Source organism: Mesorhizobium sp. J428 (genome assembly GCF_024699925.1).
Taxonomy (GTDB): Bacteria; Pseudomonadota; Alphaproteobacteria; order Rhizobiales; family Rhizobiaceae; genus Mesorhizobium_A.
Map to the genome: position 1 here is coordinate 3,107,494 of NZ_JAJOMX010000001.1, position 23,232 is coordinate 3,130,725.

The following is a 23,232-nucleotide window of genomic DNA, read 5'->3' on the forward strand; positions in this document are numbered from 1 at the left end:
CTCAGGCCGCCCGGCGCCGCAGCGCGACAAAGCCATGCTCCGGCGAGAAGCAGGGCGGATAGTGGGTCAGGTCGGCCTGCATCTTTACATGCGGACGACCGTGGAAGGAGATCCGGTCGACCACGGTCCAGTTCAGGCGGCGGAACAGCAGCTCGTTCTGCTCCTGCACATGGGCCAGGAAGACGCTACATCCCATCGCGTGGGCGGAACTGACGGCGAGCCGGATCAGCGTCGCCCCGACGTCGCCGACGCGGCGGAATTCCGTGTCGACTGCCAGCCTCGAACCCCACCACAGGCCCGGCTCCTCCTCGTGGATGCGCACCGTGCCCACCACCCGGTCGGCGGCGACGCCCAACATGGAAAGCGCCACGATCGGGATGGCGTAGTCGTCGACCGCGTCGCGGTCGTCGCCGTGGAAAATGCCCTGCTCCTCGCAGAAAACGATGCGGCGTAGCGCATGCGCCTGCTCGCGCTCCCAGCGTGAGGCTGCGAACTTCACCTGGAATTCGCTTGGCATGAAGGATTGGAAGGGCTCGAAGATCATGACGCCAGCACCCTTTCATATGAGGAAAGGGCCGAGCAGGCGCCGCATTTGCCGCAACCCGCCTTGATGTCGGTGGCCTTCAGACCGCCGGCGACCAGCATCTTCGACAGCGGCCCAAGGATCGAGTGCATAAAGGCGGGCGAGGGCGTCGGGTGGCTCTCGAGCGGAGTGCCGGATATCGGCACGAAGGGCACCACGAAAGGATAGACCCCGATCGCGACCAGCGTCTCGCAAACGCTCAGGATCGCTTCCGCCGTGTCGCCGAGACCGGCAAGAATGTAGGTCGAGACCTGCCCGCGACCGAAGACCGGAACGGCGGCTCGGAAGGCGGAAAGATAGCTTTCCACCGGCACCTGCGCCTTGCCCGGCATGATGCGCTGGCGGAGTTCCGGCGTGACAACCTCCAGGTGCATGCCGAGCGCGTCGACGCCAGCGCCCCGCATGCGGTGGTACCAGACGTCGTCGTCTGGCGGCTCGCATTGCGCCTGGATCGGCAAGTCCACCGCCGCCTTGACTGCCCTGGCGCTATCGGCGAGCACCGCAGCGCCGCGGTCGCCGCCGCGCGGCGTCCCGGTGGTCATCACCATATGCTTGACACCGTCCAGATCGACTGCCGCCTTCGCCACCTCGGCGAGTTGCGCCGGGGTCTTGTGCGCGATCGTCCGGCCGGCTGCGAGAGATTGGCCGATCGCGCAGAACTGGCAGGTCTTGGTGCGACTCTGGTAGCGAATGCAGGTCTGCAGCACAGTTGTCGCCAGCACGTCGCGGCCATGCAGTACGGCGATCTGCGAATAGGGGATGCCGTCCGCCGTCGTCAGGTCGTAGAAGTTGGGCCGCAGCGGAAACGAGACGTCACCGACATGTCTCCCTTCACGACTGATCCTGCTCCTGCCGAAAGCGTCCGGCTTCTCTACCAGATACGGGCTTTCGAACGCCGGCGCGGTGTGCACGGGGCACCATGACGGTCATGCCGTCTATCGTCATGGCTTTATGGTCGGACGGGCCGGCGCCGCCGCGGCGGCTTTCGGAACCGGCTTTCGGATCAACCAGCCGCGCTCCGAACGACTGTAATTCGTTGATCAACTGCTCGGTCGGCAATGTCGCCTGGCTCTCCATCCTGGGATCTCCTGAGTTCGGATTGGGCCGTGAAAGGCTGAGTGAGGTGAAGCGGCGCGGCGGGCCGCGGATCGAGCGAGAGGCTGAGAAGTTCCGGCCGGGCATAGTGGCCTACCGAATCCATCATGCGCTTGCGCTTGACGATGAGGGTCATGTCGAGGTCGGCGACGAGGATGCCTTCTCCCGATGTCAGCGGCGGCACGACATGCTTGCCTTCCGGCGAGATGATCGCGGTCATGCAGCCGCCGACCAGCGCCTTCTGCAGGACGGGATCCGGCGTTACCGAGGCAATCTGTTCCTCGGAGAGCCAGCCGGTGGCGTTGACGACGAAGCAGCCGCTTTCCAGCGCGTGATGGCGGATCGTCACCTCGATCTGCTCGCCGAAGATCGGCCCGACCAGCGAGCCGGGAAACTGTGCGACATGGATCTCCTCGTGCTGCGCCATCAGCGCGTAGCGGGCGAGCGGATTGTAGTGCTCCCAGCAGGCGAGCGCGCCGACGCGGCCGACGGCGGTGTCGACCACCGTCAGACCGGCACCGTCGCCCTGGCCCCAGATCATGCGCTCATGAAAGGTCGGCGTGATCTTGCGGCGCTTAAGCAGAATCGAGCCGTCAGCATCGAAGACGAGCTGTGTGTTGTAGAGCGATCCATGATCGCGCTCGTTGATGCCGAGGACGACGACAACGCCATGCTTCCTCGCCGCGGAAGACACGGCGTCCGTCTCCGCGCCGGGCACAGGGACCGCGTTCTCATAGAGCCGAACATGCTCCTTGCCGGACAGCACCGGCGGCAGCACGAAGGAGAAGTAGGGATACCAGGGCACGAAGGTCTCAGGGAAGACCACGAGCCTAGCACCCTTGCCGGCGGCCTCGTCGATTGCGGCGAGAACCTTCTCCATGGTACCGGCGCGCGAGCCGAGATCAGGCGCAATCTGCACGGCGGCGACGCGCGTACGGTCGGACTGGTCGGCATGGCTTATCCTTTCTAGGGGAACGGCGGGCCAGAGCCGCCGGACATCGTCACAGCGTCCAGGTGTCGAGGATGAAGGCGTTGGCCTTGCGATGGAGCAACACGAGGTCGAGCACGTCGAGAGGGCTGATCGGCGTGATGCCTTCGATCAGCGACGGCTCGCCATGGCCATACAGCGCCTGCAGAGCGAAGCGGCAGGCATAGACCTTGCCGCCCTCGGAAATGAATTTCGTGATCTGGTTGTTGAAGTTGAGATGGCCCGGGAACGCCTCGTCACCGATCTTGGGGAAGCCGCGCTGTACGCCCAGCGTCACACCCGGCCCGTAGAGCAGCACCGAGGTCTCAAAGCCCTTGCGGAGGAGGCGCGTCGCCTGCAGCAGGTTGACGAACCCGATGGAGCCTTCGAAGGCGACGGTGTGAAAGGTGACGAGCGCCTTTTCGCCGGGCTCGGCCTTCACGTCTTCGAACAGTTTCTGCTCATAGTCGACAAAGAAATCGCCCTTCTTGTGCGGCGGCTGCGTGACGGTTGGCATTGCGTAGACTCCTTTCGCGAGAGCTTGCCCGGAGGGGCACGTAAAAGGACGACGCAATCATTGTGCCAAGTTTGGTGCAGTCAATTTCTCATGCCATCGACGGCGTCGTGGATGAAAAATGCAGTCAATATGGATAAGACTAGGGTCAATCCTCCGCCAAGGCCGCTCGAATCCCGACCGGACGTTGCTCAAATGGGCATCACGACGATATGCAACAATATGAAGTCAATCTGGCATTGCAAGGACCTCCGGCGATTGATATGCAACAATATGCATTCATTTCACGATGAATGAGGGGGATTGAATGAAGAGTTGGACTCCGTCGATCGTCGACAGCGAAGGACCGCGTTATCTAGCGATCGCGGAAGCGATCAGCCGCGATGTCGCGGAAGGAAGGCTGGCGCCGGGAGACCGGCTGCCGCCGCAACGGCAGCTCGCGGACAGGCTCGGCGTCGACTTCACCACGGTCGCCCGTGGCTATGTCGAGGCCGGCAAGCGCGGCTTGGTGGAATCAACCATCGGCCGGGGTACGTTCGTTCGGCGCATCGTCCCACGGAACGAAGTGGATCCGCGCCGCCTGCATGCCGCCGATTTTTCCATGAACATGCCGCCGGAGCCGGACGACCCCGCGCTATTGGAGCGCATGCGGGAAGGGTTTGCCAGCGTCGCGCGCGACCTCTTGCCTTTGCTGCGTTACCAGGGTTTTGGCGGCTCGAGACTCGACAAAGATGCCGCGTCGGCCTGGCTTGGGCGGCGGGCGCTGGTGCCGGCGCAAGAGCGCATCTTCATCACGCCCGGAGCACATCCGGCGCTGGTCGGCATTTTCGGTATGCTCGCCAAGGCCGGCGACACGATCCTCTCGGAGGCGATCACCTATCCGGGGGTGCGTTCGATCACCGCCCAGCTCGGCCTCAATCTTGTCGGCGTCGAGATGGACCGCGATGGCGTGATCCCGGCGGCGCTGGAGGAGGCGATCAGGCGGCATGCGCCGAAGGCGATCTACCTCAATCCGACGCTGCAGAATCCGACCACGATCACCATTCCCGAGCGCCGGCGCGGCGAGATCTGCGCCATTGCGCGTCGGCTCAAGGTGCCGATCGTCGAGGATGACGCCTACGGCTTCATTCCGACATGCGGACCGGCACCGCTCGCGGCCATCGCTCCCGACATATGCTGGCACATTGCCGGACTTGCCAAGTGCATCGGTGCGGGGCTGCGGCTCGCTTATGTGGTGGCGCCGGACGCCCGCGCAGCATGGTCCTTCGGCAGCGCCATGCGAGCGATCGCGGTGATGACCTCGCCGTTGACGGCGGCGGTCGCGACGCGCTGGATCGAGGACGGGACGGCCGACACGATCCTGCGCTTCATTCGGGCCGAGACAACGGCGCGGGAACGCATCGCCATGCGCTTCTTCGAACCGGGTAGCTTATCTGTCCGACTCGCTCAGCTTCAACATCTGGCTGCCTTTGCGCAACGGGTGGACGCGTTCGGCCTTCGCCAGCCATGCCCGCGCGACGGGCATAGGCATTGTGGTGAGCGACGCCTTCATAGTCTCGGGACCGCCGCCGGAGGCCGTCCGCATCGGCCTCGGCGGACCGATCTCGCGCGATCAGCTGGAGCGCGGGCTTGAGTTCATGGCCCACGCTCTCGACGCGCCGCCCGAGATGGTGGCCAGCTCGTTCTAGGTCTTCGCCTGTGGGGGCGGATTCGGGCCGCTGGATAGCCCGGCGCAGGAACCAACTGCTGGATGGCGACGGGAAGTCTGCGCTTGCCAAGCTCCGTGAGAACTCGACGAGCCCCTGATTTGATCCGGCGGACCTGCTTGAGGCCGCCTGGCATCGCGTCTGGCACGCAACAGATGGCGGACTGACGTTCACCGCGCGGCTGGGGAAAACTGTCCTGCGCGCGCGGACGCCGATTGGCGTCCCGGTGGGGGGGAGGCTATGACCGTCTCCGTCCTGCCGAAGCATCTCCATTTCTTCAGCGCGGACGGCGGCAGGGTCGACTTCCCCATACGACATCCAGGACACAATAGAACTCATCGATGACAGACCTGCTCCCTACTGCCCATGCAGTTCACGCGAAGGCCAAGCCTCATTCGTTCAGCGTCAGATCAGCTGTCTCAGCACGCTCTTTTGGATTTTGCCGTTGCTATTGCGCGGAAGAGGCTGGTGCAGGACTGTGACGCTCTCAGGAACCTTGTAGTCCGAAAGCCGATCAGCACAGAAGCGTCGCACCGATTCCGCTTCTACTGCGCTGCCTTCGCGAGCCACGACGAAGGCGTACCCGCTCCCCAAGCACCGCATCCGGTCTGCCGATGATGGCGCATTCGAGCACGTCGTCATGATGGCTCAACACGTTCTCGACTTCCGCACTGAAGATCTTCAGGCCGCCTCGGTTGATCATGTCCTTGCGGCGATCGAAGATGCGCACGAAGCCTTTCGCGTCGATGGAGCCGAGGTCGCCAGAGCGCCAGTAGCCGTCGACGAAGTCGCTCGCATTGGCCTCGGGGCGCGCATGATAGGCGGGAATCACCATCGGCCCGGCAATGAGCAGCTCGCCGACCTCGCCGGGCGCCACGTCCGCGTTGTCCGCATCGACGATCCTGACCGCTCCGCAGGGCACGATCTGCCCGACACTGTCCCTGTTGTCACGCCACGCGCTGAGCGGCATCACAGTGGTCGGCGAGGTTGTCTCCGTGGCGCCGTAGGCATTGATCAGGGCCAGGTTCGGCAGCTTCTCGGCAAGCTTTTCGATGGTGGCGACCGGCATCGGGGCGCCGCCGAAGCAGCCGATCCGCCATGACGACAGATCGACCTCGTCGATCGCCGGGTTCATCACCGCCAGGGTGTAGATGGTCGGGACGAGGATGGAAAAGGTGATCCGTTCGCGGCTGGCGAGTGCAAGGAATGGTTCCGTCTTGAAAGCCTGCCGCATCATCACGACCGCGCCGCCGACACATATCGCCGCGAGCGATACGCCGACGAGACCGGTGACATGCGCCATAGGAACGGCGACCAGGGCCCGATCCTCATGCGTCAGCCGCAGGCAGCGCGCGAACGTCAGGGCCGAGTGGATGATGCCCAGATGGGTGAGCATGGCTCCCTTGGCACGTCCGGTCGTGCCCGACGTATAGAGAATGACGGCGGTGTCCTCCTCGTCGACCTGCTCGGGCGCCGGGGCGGGATCGGCAACGGCCAGCAAGTCGGCGAAGGGCCGGGCGCCCGGGACCGCACCGTCCATGCAGTAGATGTGTGTCATCGCCGGCACGGCTGTCCTGTCCGGCACGATCGCCGCGAGCGCGTCGTCGAGGATCAAACCTTTGGCGCCGCAGTCGCCGAGCAGGAACTCCAGCTCCGGCCGCTGCTGACGTGTTCCAACCGGCATGCGGCGATCACTCCGATCCGGGCGCAGGCCAGCACGATCGCGAGATATTCCCAGCGGTTGGTCAGGAGCAGCGCGAGCCGGTCGCCTTTGCGAAAGCCGGCTGCGGCGAGGCCGCCGGCGGTCCGCGCCACCGCGGCGTCGAGCTCACGATAGGTGAGGCGTCGGCCCTCGACGAGGGCCGGCCGGTCGGGAAATCTGCCTGCGATATCGGAGAACATCTGCCACAGCGTCGCGGGCCGCTCCGAGTAGCACAGCATTGGCCGGCCGTCGAAGTGGACCTCCTCCCGCAGGTCGCCGCCAAGCCTGTCGGCGCTCCAATACCGGTCCTGCAGTCTACTCACGTCAGCTCCATGGGAGGTTGGGCAATGGCGGAGAGCTTCTCGACGACAACCTGGCCGCCGATCAGGATATCCTGCGCGATCGCCTCGCGCGCCTCCAAGGGATCACGGCGGCGCAGCGCCTCGATGACAAGGATGTGCCCGTGGGTCCGTCCGTGGAACGGCCGTCTGCCGCCGTCATACAGATAGGACAGGACCGGGCCGAACTGGATCCAGAGATTCTCCACGATGCCGAACAGGACGCGGGAGCCTGCCATGCGGCAGAGCGTGAAGTGGAAATCCTCGTTTTCCTGCAGGGCGGCCTCGTAGTTCCTCTCCAATTCGGTGGCCATGTAGCGTTGGTGGATCTGCTCCAGCACGGCGATTTCCGCATCTGTGGCTCGGGCGGCTGCTCGGGCGGCTCCTTCACCTTCCGCAAGCATCCTGAGATCCCTGATCTCTACGCAACGCGCGAGGGTGACGTCGGGAACGATCACCGTGCCCCGGTCGTCGAGCGCGAGCGCATGCTCCGAAACGAGGCGAAGCAGCGATTCGCGCACGGGGGTGACGCTGATCCCCAGTTCGTCTGCAACCTGTCGGGCTATCAGTTTCTGTCCAGGCCGAAGCCGGCTCCGCATCAGCGATTGCCGAATCGCCACATAGGCCTGCTGGCTCAGGCTTTCGCGCGAAATCTGACCGCCGAAAGCCCCCGAACCGGGCCCTCCACTCTCCAGTGTCGATGGACTCGACATCTATCTTCCTCCCGTATGGGTCTTGTTATAACAAATAAACTGCAATATACAACGCTCAACGTCGGGGTTTCGTCGTGGAGGCGGTGAAGCCGGGAGAGAGTGGCGGGGGGAGATCATGGAGTCCGGCCGGCCGCAGACCGGGAAGCGCGACAGCAAGCCCAACCAGGGCGTTCTTGTGCTTGCCCTGACTGCCGTGATTTTTGTGCTGTTGAGCATCTCGCTGGCGGGGTTCTTCACCGTCGGCAACCTCTTCACCCTGGCAAGAAACGTCTCGATTCTCGGTATCCTCGGGCTCGGCATGGCCATCGTCGTCATTGGCCGGGGCATCGACCTGTCGCAGATCGCGACGCTAGCCGTATCTTCGGCGATCGCGGTCACGCTCATCAATGGCGGCATGTCGGTCCCACTGGCACTCGCGGTCGGCCTCATCATCGCGGTACTGATCGGTGTGCTCAACGGGTGGCTGGTCTCCGTGATCGAGATACCCCCGCTGTTCACGACGCTCGCGACCAGCCTGCTGACGCTCGGAGTCACCCGCGCACTCGTGGTCCCGCATTACCAGGTCTTCCTGCAGCCTGGGCACGAGACGTTCCAGGCGATAGGCGGCACAATCGCCGGTGGCATACCCGTTCCCGTGCTGGTGTTCGCCGCCTGCGCGGTGATTGTGCATCTGTTCCTGTCGTACACGGTCATCGGACGCTTCATCTATGCCCATGGCGACAATGCACTGGCGGCGCGGCTGAGCGGAATCGCGACTCGGCCGCTGACGATGATCGAATACGGGCTTTGTGCGGCGATCGGCTATGTCGGCGGCGTGGTCATGGTCGCCTCCACCTCGCTCATGCACCTGCAGATCGCCGAATCGACGATGATCTTCGACGTCATTCTTGTGGTCGTGCTCGGAGGCATAAGCCTCGTGGGCGGTCGCGGTAACGTGCTCAGCGTCATCGCCGGCACGCTGCTGATCGGCGTGCTGCTCAACGCGATGACGATCATGAATCTCGACGTGCAGACGCAGAACATCATCAAGGGCGCCGTGCTTCTCGTCGCCATCGTCTTCGACAGCTACGTCCATCCGCGAGACGAGGAGACCGCGAAACAGGGCGACTGACGAGTTCTGGCCGCGTGGCGCGGCCACCACACCGTTCGGCGTTAAGGGAGGAAACCATGTCGACTTTCATGACAGCAGCACGCGCCGTGAGGCTCGGGCTATCCGCCGCAATCCTGGCCGCCGCGAGCATCGCGGCCGTGGCTCCGTCCAAGGCGGCGGACCCACGCCAGCAGCTCTTTGAGGATTTCACCAAGGCGACGCAGGGCAAGAAGATCGCCTGGGTCCCGGTGTGGCTCGGCGTGCTTGAGTCCGAGTGGACCCGCGTGATGAAGGAGAACTTCGAGAACCACGGTATCGAGTTCACCGTCCGCGACCCGAACTTCAAGTCCGACGTCCAGCTTCAGGCGGTCAGCACGCTGATCAACGAGAAGCCGGACATCCTGATAGTGCAGAATCCGACCACGACACTGCTCGCCCGTGAACTTAAGCGCGCGATGGAATCCGGTATCAAGGTCATCCAGGTCAACATGTCGTCGAACACGACGACGGACGCCTATGTCGGCGTCGACGTGCCGAAGATGGGCCGCCTGCTCGCAGAGGAGGCGCTCGCCGCCTGTGGGTCCGGCAAGGGCAACGGCAAGGTGGCGATCCTGCAGGGCGAGGCAACCGCGGCCTATTCGCTGGACATGACCAAGGCGGCGACCGAGACGCTTCAGAAGGATTCGACCATCAACATCGTTTCCTCGCAGCCGGTGAACTGGGACGCCAACAAGGCGTCCGAAGTGATGACCAACGTGCTGCAGCAGCACCCGGACCTGTGCAGCATCATCAGCGTCTGGGGCCCGCAGACGGCAGGCGCGGCGCAAGCGGTGAAGAATGCCGGACTGCAGGGCAAGGTGAAGATCTTCGTCGGCAGCGACGGGCAGCCCGCCGACTGCGATATGGTCGAGCAGGGCCTCTACACCAAGAACCTCTCCTACACGGCGAACCTGCAGGGCGAACACATCGTGGCCGCCGCTCTGGCCCTCCTGCAAGACGATCGTCCGGCCGGTTCGACGCACTACGCCTTCTACACGACGAACTACTGGGTCTCCGGCCCGCAGGACCGCCGCTACTGCTTCTCCGTGGTGAAGTAAGGCACACCGCAAGCCGCCGGCACCCGATCGGGTGCCGGCTCCTCTCCATGACAACCGAAGAGTGAAACGTGCGGCGGCTTTGGTATCGTCTCTCGCCCCAACTGCTGATCAGCGAACTGCTCGAGAAGCGCTGGATGGAACCGATCGTTCCATTCACGCTGATGCTGGTGGTGTTCGGCGCCTTCATCATCGCCATTCCCGACTATGCGTCGGTGATCCAGCTCCAGCAGTTGATGCGCAGCTTCCCCGAGCAGGCCTTCGTCGCCATGGCGATGGCGATCTCGATCCTGTCGGGCGGCATCGACCTGTCGGTGGGCGCGGTGTTCGCGATGGCGAACTTCCTCGCGCTCTACTTCCTGCTCGTCCAGGAGTGGCCGCTGCCGATGGTACTGGCCGGCACGCTCGCCTGGGGCGTGTTCATCGGCGCGCTGAACGGCGGCCTGATCGCCTACGCCAAGACCCGGCCGTTCCTGACGACGATGGTCATGCTCATCATCGTCCGAGCTGCCTACAATAAGGCCACGGCCGCCTACACGACCGAACTCGCCAGCGGCTACGCGGACAGTCCCGCTTGGGATTTCGTCGGCATCGGCACGGTCTGGGGCATTCCGTTCAACATGGCCTGCCTGATTGTGATCGGCCTGATCGCGCATCTCTACCTGACGCGCATCCGCTCCGGCGTCCACATCATGGCCGTCGGCTCCAGCCGCAAGGCAGCGCGCCATGCCGGCATCAACGTCAAACGGTCGCTGTTCCTCGCCTACGTCCTATCCGGTGTCCTGGCCTCGTTCGCCGGCTTCCTCTACGCCGCGCGTCAAAGCAGCGCCGGCACCGACACGGGCGTCGGCTGGGAGGTGAACGCGCTTGCGGCGGCCGTCGTCGGCGGGATCAGCCTCGCGGGAGGCCGCGGCACGATCGGTCGTGCGCTGATCGGCGCCACGATCATCTTCCTGCTGATCAATGGCCTGGTGCAATTGGGCACGCATGGCAGCCTGACCACCGCCGCGATCGGCTTCATCCTGCTTCTGGCGGTCGGCTTCAACGTCAAATTCGTCAAGAACAAGAGCAAGATCCTGCAGAAGATCTATGTCTCGCCGACGCTGGTCGACTTCAGGGAGCCGCCGTCGATCGAGCGCGGCAGCGGCAGCGTCTATGCCGAGAACGACCGTCTCACCTCGGTCGAGGCGATCGCGCTCGACAAGATCGAGGGGCCGGAGGACATCATCCTCGACCGGCACGACAATCTCTACACTGTGAACCGGAACGGCTCGATCATCCGCTTCCTCGCACCCGACTACGAGGTCCGCGAGGAGTTCGCCCGCATTGGCGGCAGGCCGCTCGGTCTCGCGATGGACAAGGACGAGAACATCCTTGCCTGCGTCGCCGGCATGGGCGTCTATGGCGTCAGGCCCGACCGCACCGTCTTCAAGATCACCGACGAGACCGACCGCACATGGTACCGGCTGAAGGACGATTCCCGCCTGCTGCTCGCCGACGACCTGGACATCGCGCCGGACGGGCGGATCTTTTTCAGCGACGCCTCGACGCGATACGATCTGGCTGACTGGGCCCTCGACGGCTTCGAGGGGCGAGGCAACGGCCGCCTTCTCTGCTACGATCCGAAGACGAAGAAGACGTCTGTCGTCCTGCGCAACCTGACCTTCCCGAACGGTGTCTGCGTCTCGCATGACGGGCGCTGCGTCTACTGGGTCAGCACCTGGCTCTGCCGAATCTATCGCTACTGGATCGAGGGCGAGCGCAAGGGCGAGCTCGAGATCCTCGTCGATAACCTGCCGGGCTATCCTGACAACATCAACCGGGCCTCGGACGGACCCTACTGGCTGGCTTTCGTGGGCATCCGCTCGCCGGTGTTCGATCTCGCGATGCAGGATCCTGCCTTCCGGGTCAGGATGGTCAAGCAGATCCCGCCAGACGAATGGCTGTGCCCGGGCATCAACTACGGCTGCGTCATCAAGTTCGACGACGACGGAAACGTGCTGGAGTCGTTGTGGGACCCTGGCGCGACCAACCATCCGACGATCACATCCATGCGTGAGCACAAGGGTTATCTCTACATCGGCGGGCTGGAGAACAACCGCATCGGCCGCCTGAAATTGCCGGATGCCGACCAGAGCTGGACGAGCTGGGACTCCTATTACGGCAAGGACGCAGGCAGACCCGCGAACGCGAAGGGGGACGCTCATGTCGCTGGCGCGTGACATCCTCGACCGCGTCTTCTTCCCGAATCGCGACTTCCACGCGATTCCGGTGCTAGACGGCGGCTTCTCGCCAAACCGCCGCCTCGACGACGCCGCGACCCTCGACGAGCTCGCCGGCGTCGACGGCATCTGCGTCGACGCGACAGGCACGGTCTACGCCTCTGCCGGCACCGGCATCGTGCGATATGCTTCGGATGGCTTTTCGAAACGCACGCCGTTCGCCGAGCTCGATGGCGCGGTCGGTAGCCTCGCCGCGCATCCCGACGGACGCATTCTGGCAGCCGTCGCGGGACGAGGCATCGTCGCGGTCGGCCGCGACGGCAAGGTCGCCGGACGGCTGGAGAGGGCGGGCGATGCGCCGCTGTCCTGCGTAACGGCGATCGCGGTCCTCCCCAATGGATCGATCGCACTGGCCGAGGGCTCCCGGCACAACGGACCGGACCGCTGGCTGCAGGACATGATGGAGAAGCGGCCGGGCTCCGGCCGGGTCGTCGTCTGTGCGGCGAATTTTTCCGGAGCGCGCATCATCGCCGACCGTCTGTCGTGGCCGTCCGGCGTCGCCGCCAACGGCGCGGGCAGCCTGCTCGTCGCCGAAGCCTGGACTCACCGGCTCCTGTCGATCGCCTTCGACACCGGCCACGTCGACGTGATCGCCAAGAACTTCGCCGGCTATCCCTGCCGGATGGCGCCTGCCTCGGCGGGCGGCTTCTGGATCGCTTTCTTCGCGATGCGCACGCAACTGACGGAGTTCGTGCTGCGTGAGGACGACTTCCGCAGGCGGATGATGGCGACCGTGCCCCCGGCGCTGTGGATCGGGCCGACGCTCGGCGGTCACGTCGACTACCGTGAGCCGACGCAGATCGGGCGCATCAAGAAGCTCGGCATCCAGAAGCCCTGGGCACCACCGCGCTCCTACGGGCTGGTGGCGCGTATCGATGGCCAGGGCAACACCTTCGAGAGCCTGCACAGCCGCGTGTCCGGCGCCGTTCACGGCATCACCGACGTCGCCGAGGCTGGCGGACTGCTGATCGCCGTCTCCAAGGGACACGGCAGGCTTGCCGGAACTGCTGTCGCAACGGGCGGACGGTCATGAGCGAAATGACGAAGGAGCCGGTGCTCAGGATCGCCAGCGGAAGCAAGGTCTACAGCGGTGTCCACGCCATCAACGGTGTCGACTTCGATCTCAGGCCCGGAGAGATCCACGCGCTGCTCGGCGAGAATGGCGCCGGCAAGTCGACGCTGTGCAAGGCGATCGCCGGCGCGGTGCAGCTTTCGTCGGGCGACTATTTCCTCGGCGGCGAGAAGGTTTCCTTCGCCTCGCCGGGCGAGGCGCTCCGGCACGGGGTCGCCATGGTCTACCAGGAGACGAGCCTGGTGCCGTCGATGACCGTGGCGCAGAACCTCGAGCTCGGCATGGAGAAGCTGGTCACCGTCTATCGCAAGATCAACATCGCGGCCCAGCAGTCGCAGCAGGCGCTCAACTTCAACGTCGATCCACTGGCGCTCGTCGAGACGCTCGGCACCGCCAAGCGGCAGATGGTCGAGATCGCCCGCGCAGTGCGCCACAATGCGCGGGTCATCATCTTCGATGAGCCGACCGCGAGCCTGACGCCCGAGGAGATCCAGCATCTTTTCCATCTGCTGCGGCGGCTGCGCTCCGAAGGCGTCGGCATCATCTTCATCAGCCACGCGCTGGAGGAAGCGCTGAAGATCGCCGACCGGATCACCGTGCTTCGCGACGGAAAACTCGTCGCGACGCAGCCCGCAAGCGAACTGGACCGGGCGAAGATCGTCAGGATGATGGTGGGACGCGATGTCTCGGCCACGAGCGCCGCCGAGGTGGGGGGGCAAGTGCAGGGCCGTGCCGTGCCCATCGTAGCGGAGCGGCGCAAGGTGCTGTCGGTCGAGAACATCACCATGGGCAACGTGGTCAAGAACATGTCGTTCTCGGCCTATGCCGGCGAGGTGGTCGGCATGGCCGGCCTCGTCGGCGCGGGACGCACCGAAGCGGCGCAGATCATCTGCGGCGCCAGGAAACGCAACTTCCTGCGTGGCGGGCTGATCGCGCTCAACGGCAAGCCGATCCGCTACCGCGTTCCGCGCCAGGCCGTCGAGGACGGCATCGTCTACATCACCGAGGATCGAAAGCTCGACGGCTTCTTCGAAACCATGACGGCCGACGACAACATCTATCTCGGCCATCTCGCCTCGCCAAAGGGCAAGCGCTGGCTCTATTCGCTCAGGGAACGCAAGGCGGTGGCCGACCGCTGGGTGAAGGCGCTGTCGATCTCGGCGCTGAAGCGCAGCCTCAAGATCATCGAATACTCCGGCGGCAACCAGCAGAAGGTCGTCGTCGCCAAGTCGCTCGCGCAGGAGCCGCAAGTCATCATCTTCGACGAGCCGACGCGCGGCGTCGACGTCGGCGCGATCCCGCAGATCCATGCCGCGATCCGCGATCTCGCCGCGCAGGGCAAAGCGGTGATCGTCATCTCGTCCTATCTGCCGGAGATTCTGGCGGTGTCCGATCGCATCCTCGTCGCGCGCGGCGGCCGCATCGTCGAGGAGATGCCGCGCGCCGAGGCGACCGAGGAGAAGATCATGTATGCCGCGATCCACTGACTCGGCGTAGGCTTTACTTCATCGAACGCTGCAGGCGCGCCATTCCGTCCAGCCAGCGGTCGTAGTCCGCGACCTTGCGCTGCATGTATTTGGCGACGTCTGGATGCGGCAGGATCAGGAAGCGGCCTTCTTCGATCGCGGCGAGCGTCACAGCCGCCACCGCTTGCGCGGACATCACGCCGTCGTTCGACTGTGGACCTTCCGGCAGGCCCCTCAGCATCGGCGTGTCGACGCCTTGAGGGCAGAGGGCGAACACCTCGATGCCGTCGTCGCGATGGGTTATCGCAAGGTTCTCGGCGAAGCCGATCGCGGCATGCTTGGTGGTTCCGTAGACGGCGCTGCCGACCTGGTTGAGCAGGCCCGCCGCCGAGATCGTCTGCAGGAACGCCCCGCCGCCGCGCGCCTTCATCAGCGGCACCAGGATGCGGGCCGCATGCACATGCGCCATGACGTTGACCGCCCAGGCCTTCTCCCAAGCCGCGTCGGGTGCAGCGGCGGCATTGACGAAGCTCTGATCGAAGCCGGCCGCGATCCCGGCGTTCGAGCAGAACAGGTCGATCGGCCCGGCCTCGCGCTCCACCTGTTCCACCAGGCTCTCAATCTCGCGGCGGCTGGAGACGTCGCAGCGAACCGCCAGTCCGCCGATGCTCTCTGCGACCCTCTTGGCGCCGGTCTCGTCTATGTCCGACACCACCACGGTCCGCGCGCCGGCGCGCGCGAAGGCCTCGCACAGTGCTGCGCCGATGCCGCTGGCCGCTCCGGTGACGACGATGGTGCTGCCGGCGATCTTCATGCGCCTGGGTACTCCTGCGATGGTCATGCCGCCGTCGACGACGATCGTCTGTCCGGTCACGAAGGAACCGGCCTGCGACGAGAGAAAGATGACCGCCCCGGCGATCTCGTCTGCCTCGCCCATGCGGCCGAGCGGCGTCTTTGCCTCATATCCGCTCTTCACGTCGGGATTGCTCCACAGGGCGCGGGAGAAGTCGGTCTTGATCAGCCCCGGCGCGATGCAGTTGACGCGGACATTGTCGCCGCCGAACTCGATCGCGAGGTTGCGCGCCAGCTGCATGTCGGCCGCCTTCGAGATGTTGTAGGCGCCGATCGTCGCGGACCCCGTCAGTCCGCCGATGGAGGAGATGATGGTGATCGCGCCGTCGCGGCGCTCGCGCATCTGCGGCGCGACCATCGAGATGAGCCAGTGGTTGGCCAGCACGTTGCTGTCGAACACCTTGCGGAACTGCTCGTCGGTGATTCCCGACATAGGGCCGAAATGGGTGTTGGTGGCGGCGTTGCAGACGAGGATATCGACCCCACCCCAGCGCGAGCCGGCGGCGTCCACCAGCCGTTCGAGGCTTTCGCGGTCGGAGATGTTGGCGGGAACGGAGATCGCCCGCTCGTCGCCATGGCGCCTGTTGATTGCGTCGGCGACCTCGTCGCAAGCGTCCGCCTTGCGCGATGAGATCACCACGCGGGCTCCCGCATCCGCCATCCGTTCCGCCACGGCGCGGCCGATTCCGCGCGACGATCCGGTAATGATTGCCCGCTTGCCGGCGAGGTCGAAGAGACTGCTCACGGAATGGTCCTCGCAAAGGGGTGGCCTTGCCCGACGATCAGTCGAACGGCGCGAGTGGCGGCGTCATCCACGATCGAATTCCTCGTCGTCCAGGATCCCGGGTTGCGCAGGCCCCGCCGGGGCGAAGACGGAATCTGGCGCGTCGTCCAGCGCGTCGAGCGAGCGGCGGATATGGCGGCGGCCAGCCGCCTCAGCCGCCTCGGCGTCGCCATTCAGGATGGCTTCCGCCATCTCGCGATAATCCGCGAAACGCTCCTCGACCGGCGGACGCAGATAGGTTCGGATCAGATGGACGCGGAAGCCGCGCACGGCGCGTGCGACCTCCGCATTGCCGCCGGCCCGCGTCATCGCGCGATAGAAGCGGTTACGCGCCTGGACGAAGTCGAACGAATCCCCGCGTCCGGCAAAGGAGGACAGGTTTTCGCAGGCGGCGATAAAGGCCTCGCGCGTCCGCGGCGAGGCGATGTTCTGGGCGGCGAGGCGGGCCGCGAGGCCAATCGTCACCTCGAGCAGTTGCAGGAGATCGCGCGCCTCAGCGCGGGACAGGTGCCTGATCTGCGCGCCGCGAAAGGCGGTGATGCTGACGACGCCCTCGGCCGCGAGCCGTTTCAGCGCCTCCCGGACCGTGCCGCGGCTGACGCCGTAGAGGCGCATCAGGTCTGGCTCGACGAGGCGCTGGCCGGCGACGAAGCGGCCTTCGTAGAGTCCGCGCACGACGTCGCGCACGATCTGGTCGGAAGAACTGAGGCGGGGCCGGTCGCCGCTCCGGATATCGGCAGCCTGGCCGGTCATTTGCGCCAACCCCTTCGGCCGCGGCCGCCGACATAACCGGCCTGCACGCGCTGCTTGAGGAGGGGACGTGGACGGAAACGCTCGCCATAGGCGTCGAACATGATCTGCTGTGCCTGGAGGCACAGGCTCGATGTGGTCGCATCCATGAGTTCGAACGGCCCCATCGGATGGCCGAGACCGAGCCGGCAGGCGAGGTCGATGTCCTCGGGCGAGGCCACGCCTTCCTCCACCAACCGCACCGCCTCGATCATCATCACGTGCAGCAGCCGGTTGACGGCGAAGCCGGTCACGTCCTTGACCCGGATCGGCTGCTTGCCGATCGAGGCGCACAGGTCCATCGCCTCGGCGAGCGTCGACTCCGTCGTCTCGACGCCGGGGATCACCTCCACCAGTTGCATGCGGGAGACCGGCGAGAAATAGTGCGTGCCGACGAACTTGCCGCGCCGCGTCTCGGACACATGCGAGGCAAGCACGGCAATGGGAATCGTCGAGGTATTGGTGGCGATCAGGCAGCCGTCACGGCAGACGCGATCCAGAGACGCCAGCACCTCGGCCTTGATCTCTTCCTTCTCGAAGACCGCTTCGATCACGACATCGCGGTCGGCGAAGGCGGAGAGGTCCGTGGTGGTGGCAATGCGGACCATGACCGCCGCCTTCGCCGCCGCGTCGTAATGGCCGCGCATGGCCCCCTTGTCGTACACGGACGACAAGCGCTCGATCGCGGCGTCGAGCGCCTCCTCGTGCGGTCGGCGAGCAGGACCGGATGGCCTGCGAGCGCGTGGACGAAGGCGATCTCGGCCCCCATGAGACCCGCCCCGACCACACCGATCCTGAGCATCTGTGCCATCTAAGTCCTCCCTGTGCCACGCGCCAATGCGACGGCGATCTCCGCGATCGGCCTCGCCTTCGCGCCGATCGCCGCCGCATCATGGTTGGAGGCGGTGCCGTCGAGGGAACGCCGCGCAATGCCTTGCATGATCGAGGCGATCCGAAACATCGAAAGGACCAGATAGAAGTCCCAGTCGTCGCACTGGGGCTGGCCCGTCCGCCGCAGATACTGGGCGAGATAGTCGGCCTCGCCGGGGATACCGGTGTCCCGGAGATCGACGCCCGCCAGGCCACGGAACAGATCGGGTGCCAGCCGCCAGCTCATGGCGTGATAGGCGAAGTCGGCGATCGGGCTTCCCAGCGTCGACAGTTCCCAATCGAGTACGGCGACGACGCGCGGCTCGGTCGGGTGGATGAGGACATTGTCGAGCCTGTAGTCGCCATGCACCAGTCGCGTCGCATCTTCCGGCGGCAGGTTGCGCGGCAGCCAGTCGATCAGCCAGTCCATTTCGGGGATCGGCACCGTCTCCGCGGCCCTATACTGCTTGGACCATCGCGCGACCTGACGTTCCGCATAGGCGCCGGGGCGGCCGTAGTCAGCCAATCCGACGGCGGCGATGTCGACCGAATGGATGCGGGCGATGGTGTCGTTCATCGAATCGAAGATCGCCGCGCGCTCCACAGGCGAGAGGTCGGGCAGCCGCGGATCCCAGAACACGCGTCCGGGCACGAAGTCCATCACGTAGAAGACGGTGCCGATCACGCTTTCGTCCCGGCATAGTGCCCTGACGTAAGGAACCGGCACACCAGTGGAGCGTAACGCTTCGAGGACCCGGAACTCCCGATCGACCGCATGCGCGCTCGGCAGCGTGTGGCCAGCCGGCTTGCTCCTCAAAACGAGTTCGATGCCGGTGGCGCTCAATCTGAACGTGGGGTTCGACTGACCGCCGGATATGCGCCGCAGGTCGATCGGTCCGCGAAAACCTGGAATGGTCCTGGCAAGCCAGCAAGACAGGCGCGCCTCGTCAGGTGTCCAGTCCTGCGCCGTGCTTGGCGGGGCAACAGCATCCATGCCCATCCTCCCGATGTGTCCGGCCCAAGCTGCGATACCTTCGTAGGATGGCTCGCCGCGAATAGTCAATCGAAATCGTCGGACGATCTCGTCAAACGTGAACGGATGGGCTAAGGTCGCGTCCACGGCGTTCGCGGCGGCTGGATTGGCCCAGCCGGCGCGTTGCGATCGAACCAATCGGAGGAAACCAATGTTCTCTAAGACGCCTCGGGTGCTGGAGTTGGAAGAGAAGCTCACCGCCTTCATGGAAGAGCACATCTATCCGAACGAGGCGCGCTTCTATCGCGAGGCCGAGGATCTTGGGCCGTGGGCCATCTATCCCGTTGTCGAGGAGCTGAAGCCGAAGGCGAAGGGGCAGGGGCTGTGGAACCTGTTCCTTCCGGAATCAGAGCACGGCGCCGGCCTGACGAACCTGGAATACGCCTCGCTGTGCGAGATCATGGGCCGTTCGCATCTGGCGCCGGAAATCTTCAACTGCTCGGCGCCAGACACCGGCAACATGGAGGTGCTGACGCGCTACGGCACGCCCGAGCATCAGGCCAAATGGCTGGAGCCGCTGCTGGCGGGCGAGATCCGCTCCGCCTTCGCCATGACCGAACCCGCGGTCGCGTCAAGCGACGCCACCAACATCGAAAGCGAAATCCGCGCCGATGGCGACGACTACGTCATCAACGGCCGCAAATGGTATACGACCAACGCCACCGATCCGCGCTGCAAGATCATCATCTTCATGGGCAAGACCGATCCCGACAATCCGGATCGCTACCGCCAGCAGTCGATGGTCCTCGTGCCGCGCGACACGCCCGGGGTCGAAGTCCTGCGCTCGCTGCCGGTCATGGGCTTCTACGGGGGTACCCGACCGCGCAGCCGAGGTCGTTTTCCGGAACGTCCGCGTGCCGAAGTCCAACATCCTGCTGGGCGAGGGGCGAGGATTCGAGATCGCGCAGGGCCGCCTGGGACCAGGGCGGATTCATCATTGCATGCGGCTGATCGGGCTCGCCGAGCGGACGCTGGAGAAGATGTGCCTGCGTATGGAAGAGCGCACGCCGTTCGGCAAGCCGCTGTCAGAACAGTCGGTGAGCCGCGAGCGGATCGCCGAGTCGCGGATCATGATCGAGCAAAGCCGCCTGCTGACCCTCAAGGCTGCGTATATGATGGACACCGTCGGCAACAAGGTGGCCAGGAGCGAGATCGCGATGATCAAGATCGCAGTGCCGAACATGGCCTGCAAGGTCATCGACTGGGCCATCCAGGCTTTCGGCGGCGGTGGCACCAGCAACGACTTCGGCCTTGCCGCCGCCTATGCGACGGCCCGGCTGCTGCGCCTCGCCGACGGACCCGATGAGGTCCATCGCGACCAACTCGCACGGATGGAGTTCAAGAAGCACCAAGGCAGCAGGCAGCGCGGCGGCGCCTCCAACTGGGCACCGGCACTCAGCGACCGCGCGCTCGGCAGGACGGCAGCAGATCGATAACGCCGGAGTCATCTTTCCGACCGGTGCATGAGCAATTCGTTCCGGCGCGGCCGATTTGGTCAGCCGACCGGAGCGCCTCCACACGTCGTTTCGGTTGCCGAACCGGTCCGGCTGCGCTTGCCAGGGAATGCTGCTGACCGAGAAATGGCGTATGGCTTCGAGAGGAGATCGGCTGTCTCGCTCCTTTCAGCACACAGGCTGAATATGCCCGCGTCCCTGGTGTGCTATCGCTCCACCTTTGTGTCGAGGATCACGGAGGTCTGCGTTCTCTCGACGCCGTCGAGATCGCCGATCTTGTCGATCACGCGATCGAGCGCCGACACGGAGGAGGTCGCGACGATGGCGATGAGGTCGACTTCGCCGCTGACGGAATGAAGCGTCCTGACCTCCCGCATCGCGGTGAGTTCGGCGATCGTCTTGCTGGCGGACTTCGGCTTCACGGTAATCAGGACATGGCCCTTGATCTGGGCGCGCTCGGCGGCGGCGCTTCGCCTCAGCGTGTATCCCGAGATCACCTTGCTGCGCTCCAGCCGTTCGATCCGTGCCTGCACGGTGGTGCGCGATAGGTTCAGCCGCCGCGCCAATTCGGCGACCGGCATGCGCGCATTCTCGGCCAGAAGCGAAAGCAGCAGCTCGTCCTTGTCCATCTTGTCGTTTTGCCCAGAGGGTTCGTCATAATGCTCAAACTTTGTCGTCAACTTTATCACATCCACGGTTTGAAACGCTAATGCCGGCATGGCGTGATGGAACGGCTTCATATCGGAAAGGGATTCTCATGAAAAAGATCGTCGTCGTAGGCGCCGGCAACATCGGCGAGACCATCGCGAACATGCTCGCTGAGACGGGCGACTTCGAGGTCCTGGTCTGCGACCGCGATCCGTCCCGTCTCGAAGGCATCGCGAGGCATCCGAACATCGCCATCCAGGTGATCGACATCGGCGATGCGGCCGCACTTGAAGCACTTCTCAAGGACCGCTTCGCCGTCCTGAGCGCCGCCCCGTTCCATCTGACCACGCGTATCGCCGAGGCCGCCTCCGCCGCCGGCATCCACTACCTCGACCTGACCGAGGACGTCGCCTCCACCAGGCGCGTCAAGGAACTGGCGAAGGACGCGAAGTCGGCCTTCATTCCGCAGTGCGGCCTGGCGCCGGGCTACATCTCCATCCTGGCCAACGACCTCGCCCGCCGCTTCGACACGCTGGAGACGGTGCGGCTCCGCGTCGGCGCCCTGCCGCAATATCCGTCCAATGCTCTCAACTACAATCTCACCTGGAGCACCGACGGCGTCATCAACGAGTATATCGAGCCGTGCGAGGCGGTGGTCGAGGGCCAGTTGACCAAGGTGCCGGCCATGGAGGAGCGCGAGGAGTTCTCGCTCGACGGCATGACCTACGAGGCTTTCAACACCTCCGGCGGCCTCGGCACGCTGTGCGAGACCTATGCCGGCCGCGTGCGTACGCTCAACTACAAGACGATCCGCTATCCCGGCCATGCGGCGATCATGAAGGCGCTGCTCAATGACCTGAACCTGCGCAACCGCCGCGATACGCTCAAGGACATCCTGGAGAAGTCGCTGCCGTCGACGAGCCAGGACGTGGTGGTGATCTTCGTCACCGTGAGCGGCTACAAGGATGGGCGTCTCGTCCAAGAGACGCATGCGCAGAAGATCTACAGCGGCGTCATCGGCGGCCGCCAGTACAGCGCCATCCAAATCACGACGGCGGCTGGCATCTGTGCCGTCCTCGACATGCTCGCCTCCGGCGCGCTGCCGCAGTCCGGCTTCGTCAGGCAGGAGGACATCGTCTTCGCGGACTTCCTCGAGAACCGCTTCGGCCGCCATTACGCGAGTCATCAGACCTCCGCCCGGCACGCTGCCTGACATCCGGCAGGCGGCGCGGGTGTTGGTCATCGCTCGCGCCGCCGGTCGAATGTCCACGAAGAGAAATCTTTTTCTCGCGGTGCGTAAGAGGCGGCTAACGCTTTCGGGGTTCAGGCGCCTTCGGTCACGTCGTTGGCACGCCTCACCTGCTCGATCCGCGATATGCGCGCCCGAAGGCGCGGGCCGTGCATCGCAACCACCTGTGCCACCAGCGCCTCGATATGGGCGAGGGCCGGGACCATCGTGTCGTAGGGCGACTGCACTTCGACCGGGCTTATCAGCGACACGCTCGCGCACGCAGCGGCCGGCGACTGCCAGCGATCGGTGAACAGGATGATCCCTGCGCCCATTTCCTCCGCCTGGACGATGAAATCAACGACATCCCTCTGGTAGCGGCGATAGTCGAAGCCGATCACCACGTCGCGCGATCCCAGATCCACGAGCCGGTCGAAATCGGCGCGCGTGGGCGAGCCGAGGTTGAGCACGCCCGCGCGAAACTGCTCGAGATGACCCGAAAGGATGCCGGCCATGAACCCGCTGAAGCGACCGCCAACGAGGATGATGCTCTTCGCCTCGATGATCATCCGGACGGCGCGGTCGAAGCTGCTCTGAGGCGTCGACGTCCGCGCCTCCTGCAACGCCATGGCTACCGAGTCGATATAGCCCTGCATTGCGCTGTCGCTTGGCGAGGGCTTGCGGCTATCCATCATCTGCAGCGGCGAGCGCAGCCGTTCCTCCACCTCGCCCAGCAGGCTGGCCTGGAATGCGGGGAAGCCCTCGAAGCCGAGCTTTACCACGAGGCGGTTGACGGTTGGGTCCGACACGCCGGCGCGCTTTGCGAGGCTTGCCGCGGTGGTGAGGCCGGCGCCGGGATAATCGCTCAGCAGCACCTGAACGATGCGTTCCTCGGACGGGGTGAAGGAAACCCGGCCGCTGCTCAGAAACTCGCGTATCTGCATTGCGCCCC

General features: G+C 65.0%; 16 protein-coding genes and 6 pseudogenes. 8 read left to right on the forward strand and 14 right to left on the reverse strand.

The annotated features are described in order from the left end of the window. Nucleotide 1: 1 nt before the first annotated feature. The 4 genes and pseudogenes from LRS09_RS15685 to LRS09_RS15700 form a co-directional block, all read right to left on the reverse strand. A complete protein-coding gene (locus tag LRS09_RS15685; RefSeq protein WP_257807744.1) occupies nt 2-544 on the reverse strand; it encodes an MSMEG_0567/Sll0786 family nitrogen starvation N-acetyltransferase in 543 nt (180 codons plus the stop codon). After that, nucleotides 541-1,660 (reverse strand): annotated as a pseudogene (locus LRS09_RS15690) (MSMEG_0568 family radical SAM protein). The gene LRS09_RS15685 and the pseudogene LRS09_RS15690 overlap by 4 nt, the downstream one beginning before the upstream one ends. Next, nucleotides 1,587-2,639, reverse strand: coding sequence for a Nit6803 family nitrilase (locus LRS09_RS15695; RefSeq protein ID WP_257810208.1), 1,053 nt, complete (start codon nt 2,637-2,639; stop codon nt 1,587-1,589). Before LRS09_RS15695 ends, LRS09_RS15690 begins: the two are co-directional and overlap by 74 nt. 40 nt (nt 2,640-2,679) lie before the next feature. Then, nucleotides 2,680-3,162: an MSMEG_0572/Sll0783 family nitrogen starvation response protein gene (locus LRS09_RS15700; protein WP_257807745.1), complete on the reverse strand. Its 483-nt coding sequence runs from the start codon at nt 3,160-3,162 to the stop codon at nt 2,680-2,682. Nucleotides 3,163-3,466: 304 nt separating this feature from the next. Between LRS09_RS15700 and LRS09_RS15705 the strand changes: the two are divergent. Next, a pseudogene (locus LRS09_RS15705) lies at nt 3,467-4,847 on the forward strand (PLP-dependent aminotransferase family protein). A gap of 423 nt (nt 4,848-5,270) precedes the next feature. On the opposite strand, the pseudogene LRS09_RS15715 reads toward LRS09_RS15705, so the two are convergent. Together LRS09_RS15715 and LRS09_RS15725 are read right to left on the reverse strand one after the other, a co-directional pair. Then, nucleotides 5,271-6,806: pseudogene (locus LRS09_RS15715) on the reverse strand (class I adenylate-forming enzyme family protein). Between the two features lie 80 nt (nt 6,807-6,886). Further along, entirely contained in the window at nt 6,887-7,618 is a 732-nt protein-coding gene (locus tag LRS09_RS15725) for a GntR family transcriptional regulator (protein ID WP_257807750.1), read from the reverse strand. A gap of 115 nt (nt 7,619-7,733) precedes the next feature. Here LRS09_RS15725 and LRS09_RS15730 point away from each other — a divergent pair, with 115 nt between their 5' ends. The 5 genes from LRS09_RS15730 to LRS09_RS15750 all read left to right on the forward strand — a co-directional run bounded on the left by LRS09_RS15730 (nt 7,734) and on the right by LRS09_RS15750 (nt 14,643). Then, a complete protein-coding gene (locus LRS09_RS15730) occupies nt 7,734-8,729 on the forward strand; it encodes an ABC transporter permease (RefSeq protein ID WP_257807751.1) in 996 nt (331 codons plus the stop codon). A 56-nt stretch (nt 8,730-8,785) separates the two neighbouring features. Further along, a complete protein-coding gene (locus LRS09_RS15735) occupies nt 8,786-9,805 on the forward strand; it encodes a sugar ABC transporter substrate-binding protein (protein WP_257807752.1) in 1,020 nt (339 codons plus the stop codon). A gap of 68 nt (nt 9,806-9,873) precedes the next feature. Beyond that, nucleotides 9,874-12,024 carry an SMP-30/gluconolactonase/LRE family protein gene (locus LRS09_RS15740; protein WP_257807753.1) on the forward strand — a complete coding sequence of 717 codons (2,151 nt, stop codon included), beginning with the start codon at nt 9,874-9,876 and terminating at the stop codon, nt 12,022-12,024. Beyond that, nucleotides 12,008-13,117 (forward strand): SMP-30/gluconolactonase/LRE family protein, encoded by a 1,110-nt coding sequence (locus LRS09_RS15745; protein ID WP_257807755.1) that lies wholly within the window; start codon nt 12,008-12,010, stop codon nt 13,115-13,117. Before LRS09_RS15740 ends, LRS09_RS15745 begins: the two co-directional genes overlap by 17 nt. Continuing rightward, nucleotides 13,114-14,643 carry a sugar ABC transporter ATP-binding protein gene (locus LRS09_RS15750; RefSeq protein WP_257807756.1) on the forward strand — a complete coding sequence of 510 codons (1,530 nt, stop codon included), beginning with the start codon at nt 13,114-13,116 and terminating at the stop codon, nt 14,641-14,643. The genes LRS09_RS15745 and LRS09_RS15750 overlap by 4 nt, the downstream gene beginning before the upstream one ends. A 13-nt stretch (nt 14,644-14,656) precedes the next feature. Here the strand turns inward: LRS09_RS15750 and LRS09_RS15755 are convergent, their stop codons facing one another. The 6 genes and pseudogenes from LRS09_RS15755 to LRS09_RS15775 all read right to left on the reverse strand — a co-directional run bounded on the left by LRS09_RS15755 (nt 14,657) and on the right by LRS09_RS15775 (nt 18,911). Continuing rightward, nucleotides 14,657-15,436 carry an SDR family oxidoreductase gene (locus LRS09_RS15755; RefSeq protein ID WP_257810209.1) on the reverse strand — a complete coding sequence of 260 codons (780 nt, stop codon included), beginning with the start codon at nt 15,434-15,436 and terminating at the stop codon, nt 14,657-14,659. A 15-nt stretch (nt 15,437-15,451) separates the two neighbouring features. Then, a pseudogene (locus LRS09_RS15760) lies at nt 15,452-16,219 on the reverse strand (SDR family NAD(P)-dependent oxidoreductase); the annotation flags it as partial. Nucleotides 16,220-16,282: 63 nt separating this feature from the next. Then, nucleotides 16,283-17,011, reverse strand: coding sequence for a GntR family transcriptional regulator (locus tag LRS09_RS15765; RefSeq protein ID WP_257807757.1), 729 nt, complete (start codon nt 17,009-17,011; stop codon nt 16,283-16,285). Further along, nucleotides 17,008-17,349 carry a 3-hydroxyacyl-CoA dehydrogenase family protein gene (locus LRS09_RS30345; protein ID WP_374684919.1) on the reverse strand — a complete coding sequence of 114 codons (342 nt, stop codon included), beginning with the start codon at nt 17,347-17,349 and terminating at the stop codon, nt 17,008-17,010. Before LRS09_RS30345 ends, LRS09_RS15765 begins: the two co-directional genes overlap by 4 nt. A 9-nt stretch (nt 17,350-17,358) precedes the next feature. Continuing rightward, nucleotides 17,359-17,858 (reverse strand): annotated as a pseudogene (locus LRS09_RS30350) (3-hydroxyacyl-CoA dehydrogenase family protein); the annotation flags it as partial. Next, the gene (locus tag LRS09_RS15775; protein ID WP_257807760.1) at nt 17,859-18,911 is read right to left on the reverse strand and encodes a phosphotransferase family protein; all 1,053 of its coding nucleotides are present in this window, start codon (nt 18,909-18,911) and stop codon (nt 17,859-17,861) included. 190 nt (nt 18,912-19,101) lie between these two features. Between LRS09_RS15775 and LRS09_RS15780 the strand changes: the two are divergent. After that, nucleotides 19,102-20,386 (forward strand): annotated as a pseudogene (locus LRS09_RS15780) (acyl-CoA dehydrogenase family protein). 224 nt (nt 20,387-20,610) lie between these two features. Here LRS09_RS15780 and LRS09_RS15785 read toward each other — a convergent pair. Next, a complete protein-coding gene (locus tag LRS09_RS15785; protein WP_257810210.1) occupies nt 20,611-21,033 on the reverse strand; it encodes an Lrp/AsnC family transcriptional regulator in 423 nt (140 codons plus the stop codon). 128 nt (nt 21,034-21,161) lie between these two features. Between LRS09_RS15785 and LRS09_RS15790 the strand changes: the two genes are divergently transcribed. Then, nucleotides 21,162-22,265, forward strand: coding sequence for a saccharopine dehydrogenase family protein (locus LRS09_RS15790; protein WP_257807762.1), 1,104 nt, complete (start codon nt 21,162-21,164; stop codon nt 22,263-22,265). Nucleotides 22,266-22,375: 110 nt separating this feature from the next. On the opposite strand, the gene LRS09_RS15795 is transcribed toward LRS09_RS15790, so the two are convergent. Continuing rightward, the gene (locus tag LRS09_RS15795; RefSeq protein ID WP_257807763.1) at nt 22,376-23,224 is read right to left on the reverse strand and encodes a MurR/RpiR family transcriptional regulator; all 849 of its coding nucleotides are present in this window, start codon (nt 23,222-23,224) and stop codon (nt 22,376-22,378) included. Nucleotides 23,225-23,232: the final 8 nt, after the last annotated feature.